The organism is Glaciimonas sp. OK215, assembly GCF_057787885.1.
On sequence record NZ_CM173544.1, the window covers coordinates 5,878,561 to 5,901,429 of the forward strand.

At 57.7% G+C, this 22,869-nt stretch carries 12 protein-coding genes and 1 tRNA gene; 6 read left to right on the top strand and 7 right to left on the bottom strand.

Annotation, left to right across the window (positions count from 1 at the left end; genetic code table 11):
- Positions 1 to 91 precede the first annotated feature (91 nt).
- Positions 92 to 167, top strand: a tRNA-Arg gene (locus AC3CHX_RS27255).
- Positions 168 to 424: 257 nt separating this feature from the next.
- On the opposite strand, the gene AC3CHX_RS27260 is transcribed toward AC3CHX_RS27255, so the two are convergent.
- Positions 425 to 706: a hypothetical protein gene (locus AC3CHX_RS27260; protein ID WP_488631068.1), complete on the bottom strand. Its 282-nt coding sequence runs from the start codon at positions 704 to 706 to the stop codon at positions 425 to 427.
- A gap of 452 nt (positions 707 to 1,158) precedes the next feature.
- Here AC3CHX_RS27260 and AC3CHX_RS27265 point away from each other — a divergent pair, with 452 nt between their 5' ends.
- The 4 genes from AC3CHX_RS27265 (at position 1,159) to AC3CHX_RS27280 (ending at position 13,481) form a co-directional block, all read left to right on the top strand.
- Complete coding sequence (locus tag AC3CHX_RS27265; RefSeq protein ID WP_488631069.1) at positions 1,159 to 1,659, top strand: hypothetical protein; 501 nt, start codon at positions 1,159 to 1,161, stop codon at positions 1,657 to 1,659.
- A 70-nt stretch (positions 1,660 to 1,729) separates the two neighbouring features.
- Positions 1,730 to 4,372 (top strand): beta strand repeat-containing protein, encoded by a 2,643-nt coding sequence (locus AC3CHX_RS27270; protein ID WP_488631070.1) that lies wholly within the window; start codon positions 1,730 to 1,732, stop codon positions 4,370 to 4,372.
- Positions 4,373 to 4,503: 131 nt separating this feature from the next.
- Entirely contained in the window at positions 4,504 to 10,500 is a 5,997-nt protein-coding gene (locus tag AC3CHX_RS27275; RefSeq protein ID WP_488631071.1) for an SdrD B-like domain-containing protein, read from the top strand.
- Positions 10,501 to 10,589: 89 nt separating this feature from the next.
- A complete protein-coding gene (locus AC3CHX_RS27280; protein ID WP_488631072.1) occupies positions 10,590 to 13,481 on the top strand; it encodes a beta strand repeat-containing protein in 2,892 nt (963 codons plus the stop codon).
- 554 nt (positions 13,482 to 14,035) lie between these two features.
- Here AC3CHX_RS27280 and AC3CHX_RS27285 read toward each other — a convergent pair.
- From AC3CHX_RS27285 to AC3CHX_RS27310, 6 genes are all read right to left on the bottom strand, one after another.
- Entirely contained in the window at positions 14,036 to 14,395 is a 360-nt protein-coding gene (locus AC3CHX_RS27285; protein WP_488631073.1) for a hypothetical protein, read from the bottom strand.
- Positions 14,396 to 14,560: 165 nt separating this feature from the next.
- Positions 14,561 to 15,436 carry a class I SAM-dependent methyltransferase gene (locus AC3CHX_RS27290; RefSeq protein WP_488631074.1) on the bottom strand — a complete coding sequence of 292 codons (876 nt, stop codon included), beginning with the start codon at positions 15,434 to 15,436 and terminating at the stop codon, positions 14,561 to 14,563.
- Positions 15,437 to 15,534: 98 nt separating this feature from the next.
- Entirely contained in the window at positions 15,535 to 16,182 is a 648-nt protein-coding gene (locus AC3CHX_RS27295; protein ID WP_488631075.1) for a response regulator, read from the bottom strand.
- Positions 16,183 to 16,364: 182 nt separating this feature from the next.
- Positions 16,365 to 18,404 (bottom strand): primosomal protein N', encoded by a 2,040-nt coding sequence (locus AC3CHX_RS27300; protein WP_488631076.1) that lies wholly within the window; start codon positions 18,402 to 18,404, stop codon positions 16,365 to 16,367.
- A gap of 858 nt (positions 18,405 to 19,262) precedes the next feature.
- A complete protein-coding gene (hemE, locus tag AC3CHX_RS27305; RefSeq protein WP_488631077.1) occupies positions 19,263 to 20,348 on the bottom strand; it encodes a uroporphyrinogen decarboxylase in 1,086 nt (361 codons plus the stop codon).
- Positions 20,349 to 20,472: 124 nt separating this feature from the next.
- A complete protein-coding gene (locus AC3CHX_RS27310; RefSeq protein ID WP_488631078.1) occupies positions 20,473 to 21,384 on the bottom strand; it encodes a LysR family transcriptional regulator in 912 nt (303 codons plus the stop codon).
- Positions 21,385 to 21,533: 149 nt separating this feature from the next.
- On the opposite strand from AC3CHX_RS27310, the gene speB reads away from it, so the two are divergent.
- Positions 21,534 to 22,487, top strand: coding sequence for an agmatinase (speB, locus tag AC3CHX_RS27315; protein WP_488631079.1), 954 nt, complete (start codon positions 21,534 to 21,536; stop codon positions 22,485 to 22,487).
- Positions 22,488 to 22,869 lie beyond the last annotated feature (382 nt).

Consider the following 22,869-nt stretch of genomic DNA (forward strand, 5'->3'; position numbering starts at 1 on the left):
TAATCCCTATTTGGAACGACAAAGCAATACATTACATAGACGTGCACGCAGAAAAACGGTATCCTTCATGCCTCTTCGTTGTTGTTCTTATGCGGCTGTAGCTCAGTGGATAGAGTATTGGCCTCCGAAGCCAAGGGTCGCTGGTTCGATTCCAGCCAGCCGCACCAGTAAAATCAAGGCTCTCCGCCGGATTTCGGTAATTCGTGTTGCCCAAAATTAAGTCATTGCAAAAATTTGTCAAAATGACGTTCAATTGACACAAAATAATATTGGTATCCTATCCAAACGTGGCGAACAGCAAGGTAAGCGCGTTGTTCGTCAGGGCTTTTCTGCCCAAGTAAAAACTTTTAATACAAAATTTGTATGGCGATCCCATCGCCATACAGCCACTCGCTATCGTAAAAGATAGATCAATCTACTTGGATCACGCAGAAAACTCGCCCAAAATTAACAGCGGATATGCACAAACCCGCATGAATATGTAGGCATATTTTCCCGCTTGGTTTTCCCTACAACAAAAGACGATCTTCATCAGGCCGGTCTTCTCCGTCGCCTCAAACTCCGCAACCAGTAGCACAAATCCCTCGTAGTGGTCATGCACGCTTGAACTGCTGCCAGGGCCAACTGCGACCCCGCGCACTGTCTGGGCAGTTCCTTCAGTGCTCAAAAATATCTTGTTATAAAAGAATCCAGAATTGCGAATCACGGCTGATCGCTTATTACCACTATGACAATTCATTATTGTTAAAAATGAACTAATTAAATGTCAATCCCACGTTGTCGACGCGCCATGTGTTGTACGAAGACAACTATTAACAAAAATTCACAAACAAACATCTAATTGTTATGCGTCTGCCATCTTTTTTTTCAGCAAGCTTATGGATAATCGGCTGCCATGTAAAAAAAGAAATCCCCTTAACTTTTACGACCTCTCCGTGGCTTCTCTTCATCTGTAGTTTCACACGACGTTGTTCCTGTCAAAGCCGAGGCGAGAAGCTGGAGGGCGATGAAGGGCGCTGAGTGAAACCGCTGCTGGCTGTACGCGTGACTGACCTGACAACTACTTTTATTGTTGTCTTTGAGCAAACACAGTACCGCGCACGGCGATGCACCAGGATGGGGGTTGGCTGTGCAGGTAAACTTTGATTGTGAATGCTCATGAAACAGCTTTTTGTTCTTTGTATCGTCGCAGCCAGCCTGACCTTGAGCCAGGCTGCGTTGGCCCAGACCCCCAGCGTCACCTCCAAACTGACAGTTAGCCGGGTGGAGCTGGTCGATGGCAAAGCGGTGCTCAAGCCCGCTGCGCAGGCCAAGCCGGGTGATGTGGTGGAATACAGCGCAACCTACTCGAATGCGGGTAAAAGTGCCGTCGATCACCTTCAGGCAACGCTCCCCATACCCGTGGGCACCACCTTGCTGGCTGACAGCGCCAAACCGGGCAATGCCCAGGCATCCACAGACAACGTGAACTTTGCCCCCATGCCACTCATGCACAGCATCAAGCTGGCGGACGGCACAACCCGAAAAGAGCCGGTTGCGCTGGCCGATTACCGTGCGCTGCGCTGGGAGGTCGGCACCATCGCCTCAGGCAAGGACGCCGTGATCAGCCTACGCGTGCGCGTCAATCCGCCACTCGGATCTGGCGCGACAAAGCCCTGAATATCGTTTTTCACCCAACCCGCCGATTGAAGCAAAACCTTTTTTGAAATCACGAGAGGATTACCCCACTATGCGCGCCACCTATCCGAGCCTCCAAGTCGCCTTGCGGCCGCCCGGCTCCATCATCCACTGGCTTGTCGGTCTGGCCCTCGCGTTCTTGCTGGCACTTGCCGGCAACGCGGCGTTCGCCACCCCTCCCGCTGCTGGCACTTCCATCGGTAACCAGGCCTCCGCCAGCTACACCGACGGCTCGGGCGCCAGCCGGACCGTTACATCCAATACGGTGCAGACGGTGGTGCAGCAAGTCGCCAGCCTGACCTTGACGGCCAATGGCACCAAAACCGCGTCGGTGGGCAGTACCGTGTACTACCCGCATATCCTGACCAACAGCGGCAATGGCGCGGACACATTTGCACTGACTGCTGTGAACGCAGGCGGCGGCGCCTTCAACATGACCGGTATCACGATCTACGCCGACAACGGCTCGGGTCAGCCCACCGGCCCGGCAATCACCTCCAGCGGTGCGCTGGCGGCTGGCGCGACGTTCAAGTTCATCGTCGCCGCCACAGTGCCGGCCACGGCCACCTCGGGGCAAAGCAACAGCCTGACCGTAACAGGAGCCAGTAGTTTCACCCCTGCTCAAAGCGCCAGCAACACCGACACCACCACGGTCACTGCCAATGCGGTGATCAGCCTCACCAAGTCGATGAGCGCGAGTTCGGGTGCCGCAGGCAGCGGTCCCTACACCTATACCCTGACGTATACCAACACGGGTAACAGCACCGCGACCAGTGTCAAGGTCACGGATGCGATCCCGGCGGGGTTGACCGAGGTAGCCAATTCGGGCCTGTGGAGTGTCACCGGGGCGACCGCCCTGACCGATGCCAATCATATATATGGCTCGGCACCGAATCAAATCACCTACGACTACGGTGTCACCACCGCGGGTACGGTGACGGCGATCATCAGCAACGTGGCGCCCGGCCAATCCGGCACCATTAGCTTCAAGGTCAATGTAGCCGCCGCAACGTCCCCCGGAACGATCAACAACACCGCTTTGGTATCGTACAACGACGGCTCCGGCAGCACGGCCAATGGCGCGTCGAATGCCGTTCCGTTCAGCGTGACCCAAACCGCCAACGTGACGATCACGGGCGCCACCGTGGCCAGTGCCAATCCTGGTAGCACGGTCACCTTCCCCAACGTAGTCACCAATACCGGTAACGGCACCGACACGTTCAACATGAGCTTGTCGGCTGGAAACTTCCCGTCCGGCACCAGCTTCGTGCTGTACAAGAGTGACGGCGTCACCCCGCTGGTCGATACCAATGGCGATGGCATCGCGGATACCGGGCCGTTGGCTGCGGGTGCAAGCTACACCGTCGTGGTCAAGGCTGTGCTGCCGGCGAGCGCCTCGGGCACCGGTCCTTTCACCGTGAACAAGACTGCCACGTCGACAGTCGATTCGACCAAAGCTGCGGCTGCGGTCGATACACTGACGGCCGTGACATCCGCCTCGGTCGACGTGACCAACACCGCGCCGCTTGGCGTCGGCCCCGGCCCCGAAGGCTCAGCGGTGGTGACCAACGCCACCAACCCGGCCACTACCACCACCTTCGTAGTGGTGACCAAAAACACCGGCCCGATTCCTGACACCTACAACCTGGGCGCCAGCACGTCATCCATCTTCGCCAGTCAAACCCTGCCGGTCGGCTGGACGGTGAATTTCAAGGCCGACGGCGGTTCGGGCAACTGCTCCACTACCGGCGCCAGCATCACCAATACCGGCACGGTCAACATCGGCAGCAGCGCCACCGTCTGTGCGGTGGTTTCTGTGCCGGCGGGCTTCGCTGCAGGCACCGCCGATCTGTATTTCCGCGCCTTGTCACCGGCCACCGGTGCGCAGGATACCGTCCACGACGCAGTGACCGTGAACGCCGTGCGCTCGCTCACCTACACGCCGAACAATACCGGGCAAGTGTTCCCGGGCGGCGCGGTGGTATTCAGCCATACCCTGACCAACACCGGCAATGTGCTGGAAGGCAACGGTACGGTGTCTACCATCACCTTGCCTGCGACCAACTCGCAAGCCGGCTGGACCTCGGTCCAGTATTACGATGCCAACGGCAACGGCGTACTCGATAGCACCGACCCGGTGATTCCCGCGACAGGTTTGCAGGGCGTGTTGCCTGGCGGTCTGGCGCTGGGGCAATCCATCACCATTTTTGACAAGGTGATCGCACCTTCAGGTGTGGCGGCAGGCGTGGTCAACACCACCACTGCGACCGCGACCACGGCCAACGGCACCTATAGCAACAGCGCGCCGACTGCTGTTCCGGCAACCGACAGCATTACGGTGATCGCCGGCAATGTCACTCTAGTCAAAACCCAAGGTCTGGATCCGACCTGCTCGGGCACTCCGACCGGCGGCGTCTACAGCACGGCCACTCTCACTGCAGGTGCGGTGCCGGGGGCGTGTATCGACTACCAGATCACGGTACAGAACGTGGGTTCAGCGGATGCCACTGGCGTGACGGTCTCTGACGCCACCCCGGCGTATACCGCGCTGAGTACCGCGCCGGCCACCTCGGTGGGCGTGATCACGCCGCCGACACCCGCAGTCGGCGCGGCCGGCACCGTCACCGCCACGATCGGCACGCTGGCTCCGAGTCAGAGCGCCGTAGTTACCTTCGGCGTCAAGATTCAGCAGTAATCCTCAGGGGCCAGGCCCCTGGTGCAGGGAGGGCGCAAGCCCTCCCTGATGGCTGCGCATTGCAATTCCACAGTGCGCAGCCATCAGTTACGCATCCCGATTTCTTGCGTTCACAACTATGGCATCCGCGCATGACCCGTCTGTTCGCCTCCATCGCCCGCAACCTGAGCGCCTTCCTGGCGCTCTTGCTGCTGGCTGGCTGGGTACAGGCGACGCCGCCACCGGCGGGCAGCGCAGTGACCAACACTGCAACGGGTTCCTTCGTCGACAGCGCCACGGGCCTGAACGTCCGTCTCACCTCCAACACGGTGGCCACCATCGTGCAGCCGCTGGGGGCCGTACTGCTCACGAGCAATCAAAACGTTAGCAGCGCTCCCGGCACGCGCTTTACGCTGTCCCACCAGATCACCAACACCGGTAATGTCGGTACCACTTATGTGCTCAGCCTGAGTAGCGCAGGAGGCAGTTTCGTCCCCACTGGCCTGACGATTGTTCAAGATGTGAACGGTAACGGTGTGGCCGACCCGGGCGAGCCGGTACTTGCCAGCGGCGGCACCGTCACGCTGGCGCCCGGGGCGATCTTGAATGTGCTGGTAGTGGGCACGGTGCCGGCATCGGCCAGCGTCGGACAGGCCGCCCGGATTCTCGTCACCGCCACCGCCAGCCAGATCCGGAGGGGCATCAGCCAGAACCAAGCAGCCTCCTCCGCCAGCAATACAGACACCATCAACATCGTTAGCGGTCCGGCAGTCAGTGTTACCAAAAGCGCTTCCACCTCCACACCGGTGCGCGGCGGTGCGCTGGCGTATACCCTGACAGCCAGCAACACTGGCAATGGCCCTGCCGGTCCGGTTCTGATCACCGTCGACGGCGCCCAGGCCAGCTGGTTTGTGCTGCACGACCCGATCCCCGCCAACACGACCTTTGCCAGCCTGAGTTCCAGTACGCCCGGGGTGCAGCTGCTGTATCACCGTTTGGGCGATCCCGCCGGCAGTTATGTGACGGCGCTGCCGCCCCCTCCGAGCCCGGATGCCGTTGCCTGGGCCATCCCTAGCCTGGCTGGGCTGGGCACCCCGGCGGTTTCTAACGTGCTGGTCGGCAGTTTCAGCGTGACCGTAAACAGCAATGCCTCCGGCACGCTCACCAACACCGGCTATGCCGACTTCAGCACGCAAGGAGCGAACTTCACGGCGGCGTCCAATCAGGTGCAATTGCCGCTGTCCGCGCTGCCGCCCGCTATCACCTTTTACAGCAGCAATACCTACAGCACGCCGACGCAGCAGGCTGCGCTGGACGCACCGCTGTTTGTGCAGATCAATGCTGCGCAGTGCAATACCGCTCCGTCGACCATCCTTACCCATCCAGTCACGCTCACCAGCCAGTTGACGGGCGACTCCGAAACCTTCACGGCCACCGAAACCGCAGCGAATACCGGCATCTTCCGCATCCAGCCGAATGTCCCGACGGCAAACGCGGCAATCCATGTCGTGGCCTCGGGAGACGGCATTCTGGAGTTGCTGCGCAACGACCGCGTGACCGCCAGCATGGCTGGATGCGGCAGCAGCACGGTCACCACTACCGTGTTGATCGACCCCTCCGGCGTGGTGTTCGACAGCAAGAGCAATGCCGCGATTGCGGGCGCCACGGTGCAACTGATCGACACTACCGGCGCGGGCAACGGCGGCAATCCCGGCGGTCCGGCCAAGGTATTTCAAGCCGACGGCGTGACGTCCGCACCTAGCACGACGGTCACGGGGAGCGACGGCAGCTACAACTTCCCCTTCGTTCCCGCCAGCACCTACCGGCTGCTGGTCACGCCACCCAATGGCTATGCTTTTCCATCCAAGCTGCCGGCTGGCCTGCTGCCGGCCGGGCGCAGCATCAGCGTCACCGGCTCGTATGGCGGAATGTTCAGCGTGACCGGCAGCAGTGGGCCGGTGACGGTGGACGTCCCGCTGGACATCGGTGCGGCAGGCGGCTTGTTCATCCAGAAAATAGCGTCCAAATCCGTCGCCGAGGTGGGCGATTTTGTGAACTACAGCATCAACATCAATGCCAGCAGCATTACCGGCAGCGGCCTGACGGCTGCTGTGGTCAACGATAACCTGCCGGCGGGCTTTGCCTATGTCAAGGGCAGCGCGCGTCTGAACGGCGCGCCGCTGGCCGACCCCGTCGGCGGCGCGGGCCCGGCGCTGGTGTTCGGTATCGGCACCATCGCGTCCAGCAGCCAGCCCGTGCTCACCTACCGCGTGCGTATCGGCCCGGGCGGGGAATCGGGGAATGGCATCAACACCGCGCAGGTGGTCAGCGGGGTCACGCGCTCCAACCAGGCGACCGCCAAGGTGCAGGTCAGCGGTGGCGTGTTCTCCAACAAGGCTTATGTGTTCGGCAAGGTGTTTGCCGATTGCAATGCCAGCCGCGTCCAGGACCCGGGCGAGCCCGGCATTCCGGGCGTGCGCATCTTCCTCGATAACGGTATGTACGCCGTGACCGATAGCGAAGGCAAGTACAGCCTGTATGGACTCACCCCGCGCACCTATGTGGCCAAGGTCGACAATACGACAATGCCCAAGGGCGCGACCCTGGAAATTCTGGACAACCGCAACGCCGAAGACCCGGCCAGTCAATTTGTCGATCTGCAAAACGGCGAACTGCACAAAGCCGACTTCGCCGTCCTCGAATGCTCCCAGCAGGTCCGCGCACAGATTGGCGCGCGCCGCAAGGCGATGCAAAACCAGCCCACCGAAATCACCCAAGCCGCGACTGCGCACATCAACCTCCAGCCTGCCGCCGTGATCGACGCCCGCACATTGTTGTCGAGTGGCGTCATCGGTCAGCAGGCTGCGCCACGGTCCGGCGCGGTGGCGACGGCAAGCGCAGCACTGACCGCTGATACGCCAGTCGCACCGGCCGCACCAACCCCACCGGCCACGCTCGAAAGCCTGCTGCCCACATTGACCCCGCAAGTCGGTTTCATCGATCTGCACGACGGCCAGGTCATGCCTACCGATCAGACCCGGGTGCGTGTCAAAGGTCCGTTGGGCGCGCAATTGCGGCTCACGGTCAACGGGCGGGAACTCAGCCTCAAGCAGGTCGGCGAGCAGAGCGGTCTTGAAAGCCGGGGCGTCACCGCCTGGGACTATATCGGCGTCGACCTCAAGCCGGGCGACAACATCCTTGCCGTGGCGACAGTGGACGCCTTCGGCAACACCCGCGGCGCGACCGCCATCCACATCATCGCTCCGGGCAAGCTGGCGCAAATCAAGATCGAGGCACCGCTGCAAGCCAGCGCCGACGGCCAGACGCCGGTTGAAGTCACCGTGCAGTTGCTGGACGCTCAGGGCGTACCCATCACCTCGCGCACAGCGCTGACGCTCGAATCCAGCCAGGGCGAATGGCAGACGCCCGACCTCGACCTCAAGGAGCCCGGCACCCAGGTATTTGTCGAAGGCGGGGTCGGCCACTTTTCCCTGCAGCCACCGTCCAGCCCCGGCAAGGCAACGCTGCGCATCAGCAGCGGCGCGGTGCGGGCCGAATCCGAGCTCACCTTCCTGCCCAATCTGCGCCCTATGGTCGCCGTCGGCATCGTGGAAGGCTTGCTCGGTTTGCGCAATATCAACGCCAACGCCCTGGCGCAGACACAAAGCGGTGACACTTTCGAGCGCGAAATTCAAAGCGCGTCGCGCAGCTTTGCCAACGGCAAGGACAGCGCCGCGGCGCGTTCCTCGCTGTACCTCAAGGGCAAAGTCCTGGGTTCCAGCCTGCTGACCCTGGCCTATGATTCCGACAAGCCGAGCGACACCGCGCTGTTCCGCGACATTCAGCCCGACCAGTTCTACCCGGTCTACGGCGACTCCTCCGTGAAAGGCTACGACGCGCAATCCACCGGCAAGCTGTATGTGCGCCTCGACCATGGCACTTCCTACGGCCTCTACGGCGACTACAGTACCCAGAGCGATAACCCGGCCCGCGTGCTTACCCAGTACAGCCGCGCCCTGAACGGCGCCAAGACGCACATCGAGGAGGGAAGCCTGACCGTGGACGGCTTCGCCAGCTATACCGACTCGACGCAGGCGATCGACGAAATTCCGGCCAACGGCACTTCCGGCCCTTACCGGTTGAGCAAACTCAACGGGGTGATCAACAGCCAACAGGTGAACATCATCACCCGCGACCGCAACCAGCCGTCCATCGTCCTGACCGCCGTGCCGCTGACCCAGTTCACCGACTACGCTATCGAGCCCGTCACCGGCCAGATCCTGTTCAAGGCGCCGGTTCCCAGCCTGGACGCCAACCTCAACCCGATCACTATCCGCGTTACCTACGAGATCAGCTCCGGCGGTCCGCGCTTCTGGGTCGGCGGCATCGACCTGCGCGAAAAACTCAATGACGGCTTCACCTTGGGCGGCACCTATATACGCGATGCCAACCCCACCAACCAGCAAAGCCTGCGCGGTAGCAACTTCTTGTGGAATCTCACCCCCGACACCACCCTGGTCGGCGAGTTGGCGCAGTCGCAATCCGATCTGCTGGGGACCGGTGACGCGCGTCGCATCGAATTGCGCCACACTGACCCGCGGCTGCAGACCCGGGTGTATGCAGTGCAGACCGACCCCACTTTTAGCAACCCCAGCTCCACTTACACGGCAGGCGCGGCGGAATACGGTGCCAAGATCGGCTACGCCATTGACGACAAAAACCGTCTGGTGGTCGAGGCCCTGAAAACCACCACGTCGGGCGGCGTGATTCAGACGCCATCGAGCATTCCGCTGGCGGGCGCACCGACCAGCGTTGCCGGCGGGGCCTCGCGTGAAGGCGAGTCGATCGGCATCGAGCATAGCCTGCCGCTGAACGTCAAGCTCACCACCAGCCTGCGCCATGTCGACGCCAATGCGCAGCCGACTCAGCCGTTGGCGGCCGGCGCAGTACCGAACGCCTACACCAGCGCGCGCGCGCGGCTGGACAGCCCGGTACCCGGCGTGCCCAAGGCCAACGCCTTTGCACAATACGAGCAGGCGCTGGACGACGGCAACCGCAAGGCCACCACCATCGGCGCGACCTATCAAGTCGCGCCCGAGACCAAGCTCTACGCCACCCACCAAACCAGCAACAGTCTGAGCGGCGACTACGGCCTCAGCCCCAGCCAGCAGAACTACGCCACCGTAGGCGGCATCGACACCACCTACATGAAAGACGGTCAGCTGTTCAACGAATACCGGGTCGGCAACGGCATCGATGGCCGCAGTGCCGAAGCCGCCGTCGGCCTGCGCAATCTCTGGCATCTGGCCCCCGGTCTGGGCCTGAGCACCAGCATTCAGCAGGTGCATCCGATCTCTGGCGTGGTAAGCGACAAAGCTACCGCCCTGACCGGCGCGCTGGAATACACTGCCAACCCCGACTGGAAAGGCTCTACCCGCCTGGAGTGGAGCAAATCGGCCACCTCGCAAACCTGGTTGTCCTCCGTGGGTGTGGCCGCCAAGCTCAACCCGGATGTCACCTTTCTGACCCGCGGCAGCTACAACCAACAGACCAACGCCGTCGCAGCCAGCGGTGCGATACGCCTCAGCCAGGCACAGTTCGGCCTGGCTTACCGTCCGGCCGACAGCGATGCCTGGAATGCCCTGGCACGGGTGGAGGTCAAGCGCAACCGGAACAGCACCCTGGGTGTGGGCCAGAATATCGACGAAGCGGCGAACATTTTTTCCATGCACGCCAACTACCAACCCAACGCCGACTGGTTGCTCAACGGCCGCTATGGCGTCAAGTTGGCGACCGACTATAGCGGCGGCATCACCAGCAGCTACACCGCGCAAATCCTCGGCGGCCGCTCCACCTGGGATCTGAACAGCAAATGGGACGCCGGAGTGCAGTACTACATCGAATGCGGCGGCAATGGCGGGTCCAGCCGCCAGCAGGCGGTCGGCGCCGAGGTTGGTTACCTGGTGATGAAGAATCTGTGGCTGTCGGTGGGCTACAACGTCAAGGGCTTCACCGACCGCGACCTCGCTGGTGAGGACTATACCCAGCGCGGCTTCTATCTGCGGCTGCGCTTCAAGTTCGATGAAAACCTTTTCAAGCCGCGCAACAACGCCCAGCCGCTGCAGGCCAGCCCCGTGACAATGCAATGATGAACACATCTTCCATGACCCGACTCCCGTCCCAAGCTGGCACGCCTGTTCGCGCTCGCCTCGATCAATCACGGATTCAGGATTCAGTAATGATCTATTTTTTTAAAATTAGCTATTTTTCATATTTTTATAACGTCATTTGTTTTTTGAAAAACATTAAGACGCATTTAAGCATTTCAAAAAATCATGACACCAGAAAAAGCAGCGAGCGAAGAGGAATAGTTCAGGCGCTTGGTTTGTTGGTTTTGTTGCTGGGTTCTTCTTCGGTTTTGGCATTCACTACCGCGGCAATAAAAGATCTCTCATGCGTGGGCTTTCGCTCGGGCAACACCACTTGCACAGCTGGTGAATTCACTGTGGCCCCTGTTTTCAGCGCTGCGCCGAGTACGCCGGCTTTTTGCGTTGCAGGTAGCGCTTTCAATTTTAAAGTGGAGTTGGGACTTTCCGGTACTAATGCTCAACGCATGAATATCGGTTTTTTTGTGGGTCAGCAAGGTAACGATCCACGGGCTACCACAGCGGGCAACATTTGTTCAGTGGCAACATTTCCGAAAACGCCATCGCCTTGGAATGACGTTGACGGTGATAGCTGTGGTGATTTTCAAGCTGGCGGTGTGGCAACAACAACTATTGATGAAATTAAGGTTCTCTGTGCTGGAGATACTGCAACAGGTGAATTGACAATGCCTTATGTGGTTACGTACTGGCAAAATCAAAGCAGTGTCTGTACAGGACCCGCCGATGTCTCAAATGGCGCTCCTTCCAAATGTAATGCTGGCACAGCACGGATCAGTGGAATAATTCCTGTTAAGGTCGGCGCTTATGTTGATGTGACCAAAGCAACCTTGCCTGCGGGTAATACCGCGCAGTCTTTTACCTACACGGCAACTGGACCCGTTGGTTCTAAAGTAGCTGCATTGGTTGGTACCACTTATACACCTGACAATAGTTCAGGAAATCAGCCAACCAATACGGTGACTGTCTCTATCACAGGAGGTCAAACCGTACGCTTTTTCATTAATGCAACCACGGCTGGTCAAACGCTAACGATTACCGAAGCAGCAACAACAGGTTGGGAGTCTACAGCCAATGCGATTAATTGCTCATCTGTCACGGGTTCCCCTTCGATCACAACCAGCCTGGCAAATCGCAGTATTGCTGCCAATTTAAGTCTTGCCAATAGTGCAGCAAGCTGCACATTGACCAACAAACAAAGCGCAAGAATTACGCTGAATAAAACTGTCGGCGGACGCGTGAGCAGTGGGGATCAATTTACCGTGAATGCAAGCGGTGGCGGTACTTTGCAAGGAGCTGCATCAGCCACGACTTCCGGCACAGGCACAAGTGCAAGCACAACTTTTTACAGTAGCCCTGGAGCAGTATTGACTTTGGCGGACGTAGCTGCCGGCACCACTGCATTGAGCAATTACGCCACTGTCCTGACATGTACCAATGCCCTGTCCGGCACGACGGGCTATACGCTCAATTCCAGCTTGCCCAATAACGCAAGCACCACCAGCTCCAGCATTACACCCGTTGCGGGCGATGATATTACCTGTACTTATACCAATACGCCAAAGCCCAGGGTCAGTTTGAGCAAAACCATCAGCGCTGCGGGCGGCGGACGTGTTAACAGCACGGATCAGTTCATCCTGGCGATAACAGGAACCACTTCGGTGACCACGACGGGCGCCGGAACATCGGTAACATCGACTCCCGTATCGCTGGTTGGGACAGCGGGCACTGCGATAACCCTGTCGGAAACAGCGGCATCCACCACACCGGCAACGAATTTAGGCAATTACACGACTACCTACGCCTGCACCAACAGCGGGACAGGCGGCACGACCATTACTTCAGGCACAGGCACGAGTGTTAGTTTTACGCCAGTCAATAATGACGTTATTGCGTGTACTTTCACCAATACCCGAAAAAGCGCCACTTTAATTTTGAGAAAAACCTGGGTTGACGCAGTCAGCGGGGACACTGCGACCATAACCAGTTCCGGCCTCACCAATAACGCTACTTCAGGTCTTTCCACGAGTAGCGGAAATAACACGGGTACGGGCAGTGCAACAACTGTTTATGCCGGTGAAACAGGAACCGTCATTGAAACCTTGGGGGCAGGTACGAGCAGTGCCAATTACACCTCCAGCTTGTCTTGTAGCGGTAACACCACGCCACTTTCAGGAGTCAATTTGACGATTAATCCTGCCGATACCGCGATCATTTGTACCTTTAGCAACTTTGGCGTGCCGCCACCCAACAGGCTAGCCCCCAATGGCGCGCAGACGGCGAAGCCCGGCACGGTCGTGTTCTACGCGCATACTTTTTATGCCGGCAAAGGCGGGCAGGCCGCCTTCGCACTGACCAACGCCGCCATGCCCACCGGCTGGCCCTGGAGTCAGGTGCTTTACCGCGACAGCGACTGCAATGGGGCGCTTGATGCTGCGGAGCCGATTATCACCGCAGCCCTCACGCTCACAGCCGGGCAGACGGTTTGCCTTGTCGTCAAGCAGTTCGTTCCGGCAGGAATTGCGCCGGGGGCGCAGAACACGACCACGCTCAGCGCTACTTACACCACTGCCAGCGCAACTGTGTTGCTCACCGTCATTGATGTCACTACAGTGGGTGAGTCCAGTGCGCTGGCGTTGACCAAGCGCGTGAGCAACATCACGCAGGGTGGACCAGCCGGCACAACAGTCAATGCCAACCCGAACGATACCCTGCAGTACACACTAACGGCCGTGAATAACGGCAGCGTGCCGCTGTCCACGCTGGTCATCAACGACGCTACGCCGGCCTTCACCACCTATCTTTCGGCGGCTTGTCCGGTTGCATTGCCAGACGTGATTACTGCCTGCAACGTGAGCGTGCAGCCCGCCGTGGGCGCGCCGGGTACTGTGGAGTGGACCTTCACCGGTGTGCTGTCCCCCAGCGGGCAGCTGCCCGTGACCTATCAGGTCAAGGTCAATAACTAGTCGGCCCTGCAGAACCCCCGTCAACTCGCATGAATGCAAGTTTTTTGGTGACAGCCTGGTGTCAGATTGGGACCGAATGTGTAGCTCACTGTGCGAGCGCTCATCCCCCTCCAGCCCATCAACGCCATCGTGGCCCCCAAATGCACCTGAAGGCTCGCGCGGGCGAAACCGCGCCGCGGGCACGCCTCTGATCGCCGCCCAAGACGATCACTCGGCAGTGCTGGCCTGGCCCGGCTCCCGCCTCGCTGCCGACCGGGCTGACAGCCTGCAGCGTAAATACGCAGCCCGCGGTGGGCGGGCAGGGTAGCTTACAGTGGACGTTAACGGGGACGCTGGCCCCGGGCAGTCAAACCGCGTTGACTTTCCAGGTGCAAGTTGCGCAATGAGCACGAGGCAAGACCGCCTCAAAACAAGGTAGTGGTTTGTTAATGGATGGTTGCTTATAACAGGGCTTACGCAAAACGGCCCAGCAGCGTTGCGCCGCCTGGTCGTACTAATCTGACAAAGCCCCATCGGGCTCCATAATATTATCGCTTGGAACTCAGAACGGGCGCCTAAGCGCCATTCAGGTCCCGCCATTGGCGCGGGCCACCGTCACCATAGCGATCGTCGAAACGCTTTAATAAGGCTTCACGCACAGAGTCGGAAAGACTTGGGTACTTATCGCCCTGCTCGATCGCTGCATAATCTTCCCCGGCTTTGGCAAGGTCATCGGAAATGTGGAAACCGGCAACGAAATCCTGCTCCCATTGCTCGGTGACTTTCTGGATCAATGCTACACGCCCGGGATGACTCAGCAGGCCGAATTCGTCGGCACCCGCCTGAATTCTCTGCACCGTCTCGGTCAAGCCTTCTTCGGTCAATGGGGCTTTAGTGAACTCTTTCACTGCATGTGAGCCGCTTGCCTTCGTCATTTCGCTCTCCTTGGTTAGGTTGTACGATGGTAGACGCCCGCTGCTACGAAAAAATGTGATGCGATTCTGCGAGCGGTTATTGGGTGACGCCATATGTGACGTCCCTCTCGAGACGTCCCATCCTGCTAATACCGGTTCAAACTCTTGCGACGTCGGCGACTACGCCTACGCGTCAGGCGCAGTAAAAAATCGCGCCTGCATTTCTTCGAGACCAAGAGTGTGCAGCACTTCCCGCAAGCGTTCGGTAGGCCGTTTGCGTGGTAAATCCTTGTAGGTAGCGATGATTAATTCGTTTTTCATCGAATGTTCCCAACCTACCAATTCCGTCACGCTGACCTGATATCCGTGCGCTTCCAATTGAAGACACCGTAACACGTTAGTGATCTGGCTGCCGAATTCACGCGTATGCAGCGGATGCCGCCAAATTTCTGTAAGCGCTTCTTTGGTCAGGGATTTTCCCTTGTTTTTCTTCAATACCGATGCTACTTCTGCCTGACAGCATGGCACCAACACCATGAAACGGGCCTGCTTTTTCAAGCCGAACTGTATCGCATCATCAGTGGCGGTATTACATGCATGTAATGCCGTCACAACGTCAATACGTGCGGGAAGCAAAGCGGACTCAGTCGAATCGGCGACCGACAAGTTGAGAAACGACATGCCAGGGAATTCCAGCTTATGCGCCAACTCCTGCGATTTTTTGACGAGCTCTTCGCGCGTTTCAATGCCAAAAATATGCGAGCCATCGGTCAGCGTCTTGAAAAACAAGTCGTACAAAATAAAACCCAGATAGGATTTTCCGGCACCGTGATCGACCAGCTGGACGCCGGCGTGCTCTTGCTGGATTTCCTGCAATAAGGGTTCGATGAACTGATAAAGGTGATACACCTGCTTGAGCTTGCGACGACTGTCCTGATTCAGCTTGCCGTCACGGGTCAGGATATGCAGCTCCTTTAACAGTTCAATCGATTGGCCGGGCCGAATTTCGTGCTTGGACTGTGGCAGGCTGTTGGACGCGGCGTCTTGCTTGATGCTGTTCATTTGATTCTAACTTCCTGGCTGCCTGATGCGGCGATTCCTCCAAGTATAGCGACTTCAGTCGGTTTTTAGAGGATTTTGCCGGCATCAGCAAGGCGAAATCAGCTGGGAGGTGCCAATAAATTAATCTCGAGAGGTTCGATGCCGCCACGTGAGTAACGCCCAAGTTCAATGTCATTCTTCAGACCCATCTTTTTCATCGCCGCAGATTTTTGCAAACCAACCGTTTTGACGCTTTTGTTCAGGCGGGTGGCGATTTCATGCATGCTGTGGCCGTCTGCATACATTCTCAATACTTCGGTTTCCCGTGGTGTCGGCATTTTTCCCAGCGGGCCGGAACGCAAAATCTCGCGCACTGACGTGCCGATGTAGCGTGAATTACTTGAGGCGCCTTCAATCGCATCCCTGATTTCGGCAATTTCATCATTCATGTGCAACAAGCCGTCTACGCCGCATTTGATGATCTGATACAGCACGGCGGGCATCCTGTTCATGGTGAGGACAATCAAACACACATCCGGGTAACGTCGTCTGACGTACGACAGCAGGGAAAAGCCGTCGCACATGCGCTGCATCGGCATCGAAAAATCAGTTATCAAAACATCACATCTGGTATCCGCCAATCGGGCCACTAACTGATCGGTGGAAGTTGCGATAGCCGCAACTGAAAGATTTGGAACCCGGTCGATATACGCGCGCACACCAGCAATAATAACGGGATGCTCGTCGGCTAAAATAATCTTTCGCATGCCCCTCCCTAAAATAAAGTGATGAGGATCAAGGATCAAACGATCACCTCAATTCATATCAAATGGATACGATTTCCAATCGGGCTTCGTTTCCGCCTTAACGATCTGTTGTCATGGAAATCAGGTTAGGCGAATCGTGCGGCTCATGGCTGTAGGAAAATTCTTAAACTAACGCTCCAATTTCAAATATCAACCGGATCGACTTCCAGCGACCACTTGGCACGGGTCTTGATCGTCCGCAATACCGCCATCCAGTCGGTTAAGAATGCCTGCAATGCCGGACGCGATGGGCACTCAATCAGCAGCTGCGCGCGATCCACGTTGGCGACCCGGGTCATGGTCATCGGAATTGGATCGTTCATCGTAATGCCACCATGTTCGAGGCAGGTTGCCGCCTGTTGCAGGAAGTCGATGGCGGTTTCCAGTTCTTTGGCTTCAGCGCGCAACAGCGCCTGATAGATATACGGCGGTAAGTGCGCTTGCTGCCGCTCTTCCAGCAGCGCGCTGGCAAAGTGATCGTAATCGTGCGCGATCACTGCCGAATACAAGGGATGCTGTGGATAACGCGTCTGAATCAGCACTTCGCTGGCGCTACCGCCCTCCTTTTGTGCAGCACGGCCGGCGCGCCCGGCGACCTGCATCAGCTGCGCAAACAGACGCTCGCTGGCGCGATAATCGTGCGAAAACAGCGCGGTGTCGGGATTCAGGATGCCAACCAGCGTCAGATTTTTGAAGTCATGGCCTTTGGCCACCATCTGCGTGCCGATCAGAATATCGACCTCGCCCCGATGGACGCTGTCGAACGCCGTCTGGGCGCTGCCCTTGCGGCGCGTCGAGTCTGCATCAATGCGCAACACCCGCGCCTCCGGAAACATCGCCTGCAACCCTTCTTCCAGACGCTGCGTACCACGGCCCAGCGGTTGCAAATCGACATTCCCGCAGGTTGGGCAGGATTTGGGAATGCGCAATTCCAGGCTGCAATGATGACAACGCAGACGGCTTTCCGGCTTGTGCAACACCATGAACGACGTGCAACGCGTGCAGTTGCTGACCCAGCCGCAGGCATCACAGGCGATCACCGGCGCGTAACCGCGACGGTTCAGGAATAACAGCGATTGTTCACCGCGCTGTAAGCGCAGCTTCAGTGCGCTGATTAGCGTTGAAGTCAGCCCTTCGGTCGGCTTGTCATGCTCCATATTCACCAGTCGTACCACTGGCAACACCGCATTCCTGACCGCACGTTCCCGTAATTCAAGTTTGCGATAACGACCGGACTGCGCGTGGTGCCAGGTTTCCAGCGACGGTGTGGCCGAACCCAGGACGATAGGAATACCTAACTGGTGCGCGCGCCATACGGCCAGATCACGTGCCGAATAGCGCAGGCCTTCTTGCTGTTTGTAAGATGGGTCATGCTCTTCATCGATGACGATCAGCCTTAGGTGCGGCAGCGATGCCAGCACCGCGAGCCGGGTCCCCAGTATGATGCGCGCCTGCCCCAGATGCGCAGCCAGCCAGTGCCGCATGCGCTCGCCCTCGGCCAGACCGCTGTGCAAAGTTGCCACCATGACACCGGGGAAACGCGCGCGGATGTTGCCCTCCAGTTGCGGGGTCAGGTTGATTTCCGGTACCAGGATCAGAATTTGCGCAGGGTTGATTTCGTCGCCGCTATGCGCCAGAATTTTTGCAGCCGCCTGTAAATAGACCTCCGTTTTGCCACTGCCAGTGACGCCATACAATAAAGTCGGCACAAATCCGGTAGCGCCGGCGATGGCATCGGCAGCTTGTTGTTGCGATGGATTGAGTGGCGGTACGTCGATTGGCGTTGCGTCATGCGCCTCGCCGACTTGTTGCAGTTTTTTCAAGCCGCGATCAAGTGCAACCGTGGTTAGCGCACGCAGATTTTTTGGCAAGCCCGGCAACGTCACCTCACCCAACGGGCGCTGGTAATAATCGGCGGCGAATCGGCACAAGGCCAGCCACTGCGGCGATAGCGGCAGCAACTGATGACGCACTGCCTGAACATCTTTTAACTTGGCGGCCGGCACATCGCTGTGCTGACTGCTGCCGACGATCATGGCCACCACCTCGCGCCGGCCGAACGAGAGTTGTACAAGCTGCCCCGTTTGAGGGATAGGCTCCGCCTCATCGGTTGTCTGCCAACGATAGTCAAAGCTGCTGTCAAGGGGGGTGTCGAGGACGACCTGGAAGATGCATTGTTTCACGAAGTTAAAGTGAATCCTGAGGAAAGAGGCTAACTGTCGGTTTCATAAGCGCTTTTAAAGCTATCCACAGCTTCTGTGGATAACTTTGTGGATAACATCGACTTGACAGGCGGAAACGCACTATTTACGCGGGGCTCGATGAAATGCACAAATGAACGGCAAAAAATATCTTATTTAAAATCAATGACTTACAAAACACTTTGGTCACAAAAAATATATTTTATTATTTTTCTCCGAGCGCCACCGTAAAGTTAAATTTGTGCACAAGTCAAATTCTGATGCCCCAAAAAGGATCAGGCTTGAAGAAAAATTGCAAGTAGAAATCCTGCATAGTGAAATTCGATTGCACAGGGAAAATTGGCCTGACTGAAATGTTAATAACAAGAAATGTTAAACAGCCGATAATTGACATCCAGACCACCTGCCCCTTTACTTAAAGTAAAACATTAGGAAATGCCATAAGTGCAGGTTTCATAAGTACTTTTCAAATTGCCCACAAAGCCTGTGGATAACTTTGTGGGTAACCCCCTCCGGATACACGTTAGCGCCATATCTGACGCCAGTTCCAACATCTTGCCCAAAGTAAATGCAAAAAATAAATCGTTATAATTCAATGGCTTATAAAATTCAAAATGCAACAAATAATAACTATGGATATGAATAATTTCTGCATTGCAATGGATTTATATTGTGCATAACTGAAGCAACAAGGCCGGATTAGTATGCTAAGGAAAAGGCTGTTGGCAGTTCGGAACTCACCAAAGCAGTGCAATCAAGCCAGATGCGGCTTAGCGCCGCACCACCGCCTCATGAGCAAAGCAACATCATCAGCTTGGTATGCGGGACACTTCCGGCCTGTCAATCAACGCTACGCATCTTGCGGCTAATGTCGTGTACCGCTTCCACCATCACCGCAACCGCTTCGGGCGGGGTGAACTGGGAAATGCCATGACCGAGGTTGAATACATGGCCGTTGTCAGCCGTCGGCGCACCATAGGCCGCTAAAAGCCGCCCCACTTCGGCGCGAATCTGTTCCGGATTCGAGAACAACACCACCGGATCGAGATTGCCCTGCAGTGCCACCTTATGACCGACGCGCGCACGGGCCTCGGCCAGGTTGACGGTCCAGTCGAGTCCGACCGCATCGGCGCCAATATTCGCAATTTGCTCCAGCCACAAGCCGCCGCCTTTGGTGAATACGATTGCCGGAATTGGCACGCCATCCTTCTCACGCTTCAGTTGCCCCATTACCTGACGCATGTAATCCAGCGAAAAGTCCTGATATGCGCCGTCAGCCAGAGCGCCGCCCCAGGTATCGAAAATCATGACAGCCTGCGCGCCGGCGTCGATTTGCGCATTCAAATACGTTGCCACTGCCGCCGCGTTGGTGCTGAGGATGTGGTGCATCAGGTCCGGACGGTTGTACAACATGGTTTTGACCGTGCGGAAATCATCCGAACCGCCGCCCTCGACCATGTAGCATGCCAGCGTCCACGGGCTGCCGGAAAACCCGATGAGCGGCACGCGGCCATTCAACTCGGTACGGATTTGGGTGACTGCGTTGAAAACGTAGTCGAGACTGCCCAGATCTGGTGCGCGCAACGCCATCACCGCCTTTTCGTCGCGCAGCGGGCGCTCGAATTTCGGCCCTTCGCCGTCTGCAAAGTACAGTCCCAGCCCCATCGCGTCCGGTACCGTCAAAATGTCCGAAAACAGAATCGCCGCATCCAGCGGGAAGCGCTCCAGCGGCTGCAATGTGACTTCGGTAGCGTAATCCGGATTCTTGGCCAACCCCAGGAAAGACCCGGCGCGGGCCCGCGTTGCACGGTACTCAGGCAGATAGCGACCGGCCTGGCGCATCAGCCACAACGGGGTGTAATCAGTCGGCTGGCGCAGCAATGCGCGCAGGAAAGTATCGTTCTTGAGAGGAGCAAATTGGGACATGGCAGGCGATCCGAAGCTTTGGTGAATGCCGTATTATCTCATTCAAATCAAAGCCTGAGCCACCCATGCGCAGCGATCAAACCAAAGCGGCGGGTCTTGCACGAATAGAAGTAGAGTCCCGAACTCAGCCATCCTGATGCGCTGCCACCAGATCCTCCAGAAATGCCTGTAGCACCTCGCTGCGACTGGCTTGACGACGGATCACCATATGCAATGTGACATGATATTGAAGCAATGCCGGATTCAGCGCTGCCAGCAAACCTTGCTGTACCAGCGGCGCGGCAAAATGCGCGGGTAAAAACCCCAGATGTTGTCCCGACAAAATCAATACCGCGACCGCCTCCATGTTGTCAGCCAGCGCCGTCACCTGGCCCGGCGCCAGCGAACCGTCGGGGCCGTCCGCTTCCGGTAACGGATAACTGCGCCAGACCCAGTCATAAGCAGCCAGTTGCGCCGGGACCAGCATCCCGGCCTTTGCAAACAATGGATGCTCGGCAGCGCAATAGGCAACCTGATGCTCGGTATATAGCGCGACGTATTCCAGGCTAGGCAGTCGATGCCAGAAATAGCCGATCCCGGCATCCAGCCGGCCATTGGTGACCTCTTCCTCCAACTGCCCTGGCGCCAGCACCGCCAGCGACAGCGTAACCGCTTCGTCGCGCTGTCGAAAACGCGCGATCGCCTGACTCAAGCGCGCATTGGCGCTGATCGCGGCATGTCCAATCAATCCCAGCTTCAACTGGCCGACCAGCTTATGCCCCATCTGGCGCGCATCCAGACAAAAATGATCGACAGTCTGCAGCAAACCCCGGCTAGCCTGGACGAACTGGACACCCTTCGGCGTCAGCCGGAAACCGCCGCGGCCACGCTCGCACAGGCGAAACCCGAGCCTGGTTTCCAGCGTCGACAGCTGAGTGCTGATCGTTGATTGATTGACATTTAATGCGGTCTGCGCGGCAGAAATACCACCGGCATCGACCACTGACAGAAAAACCCGGATCAGGCGCAGATCGAGATCGGATAAGGTATTTAGCATGCTAGTCGCAGCGGTTTATTGGGCAGAGTGAATAACAACGATCTTACATCGAAAAATATCAATGTGAGTATTCCATTACACGCATTTTTATTGAAGTGTTTAGCGGCTACATTACTCTGACAAACACCCATCCCTTCCTGGAGCCTGTCATGTCAGAAACCCCTCACTATCAACCGCTAGGCGGCAACGATATGCCACGCTTTGGCGGTATCGCCACCATGATGCGGCTGCCGCACGTCACCAGCAGCGCCGAACTGGATGCCTGTTTTGTCGGCGTGCCGTTCGACCTCGGCACCTCGAACCGCTCCGGCGCCCGCTTCGGCCCGCGCCAGATTCGTACCGAGTCGGTATTGCTGCGTCCCTACAACATGGCGACCCGCGCGGCACCGTTTGACGCGCTGCAAATTGCCGACATCGGCGACGTCGCAATCAACCCGTACAACCTGATGGACTCGATCCGCCTGATCGAGAACGCCTATGACGGCATCGTCGCATCCGGCTGCAAACCGATCACCCTGGGCGGCGATCACACGATTGCGCTACCGATCCTGCGCGCCTTGCATCGCAAATACGGCAAGATCGGCCTGATCCACGTAGACGCGCACGCCGACGTCAACGACACGATGTTCGGCGAGAAAATCGCCCACGGCACACCGTTCCGCCGCGCCGTCGACGAAGGTTTGCTGGATTGCGATCGCGTCGTCCAAATCGGCCTGCGCGGTACTGGCTACACGGCCGAAGATTTCGACTGGTGCCGCGATCAGGGCTTCAAAGTGGTGCAGGTCGAAGAATGCTGGGGCAAGTCAATGACGCCATTGATGGAAGAGATTCGCACCCGCCTGGCCGGTGGCCCGGTGTACCTGAGTTTTGACATCGACGGCATCGATCCCGCCTATGCACCGGGCACCGGCACACCGGAGATCGCCGGTCTGACGGTCCCGCAGGCACTGGAAATTATTCGTGGCGCCTGGGGCCTGGACATTGTCGGTGCCGATATCGTGGAAGTCGCGCCGCCGTACGATGCACACGGTACGACCGCGTTGCTGGCGGCCAATCTGGCGTTTGAGATGTTGTGCGTGCTGCCGGGCGTGCCGCGACGTTGATAACACTTATTCGCCGGTCGCCTTCCCTCTCAGGGGAGGCGGGTCAGTTTGAAGGTAATGGGCTAGCACGACGTGGCTGATTTACTTACGGTTGCTAACTGTCATGCCCTGCATTTGAAATAGGCCCAGCCAGCATTTGACGCGATTTTGAGCCAGGAATAGCTGCATCAATCCGCCCTGCAAAGTTGCATTTATCCGCGCCGACCAACATACCATCGCGTTCGACCAGGATTAACTCCAACTGACACCGAGTCCGGAACTCCTTCGATAAGTTAAGTTTCTGGAGTATTTCTAGCATCCAATTGTTGTACTAGACTAATTATCACTCTTATCTTTGAGAGTGATATTTATCATAGGAGCAATAAAATGAAAAAAATCATTA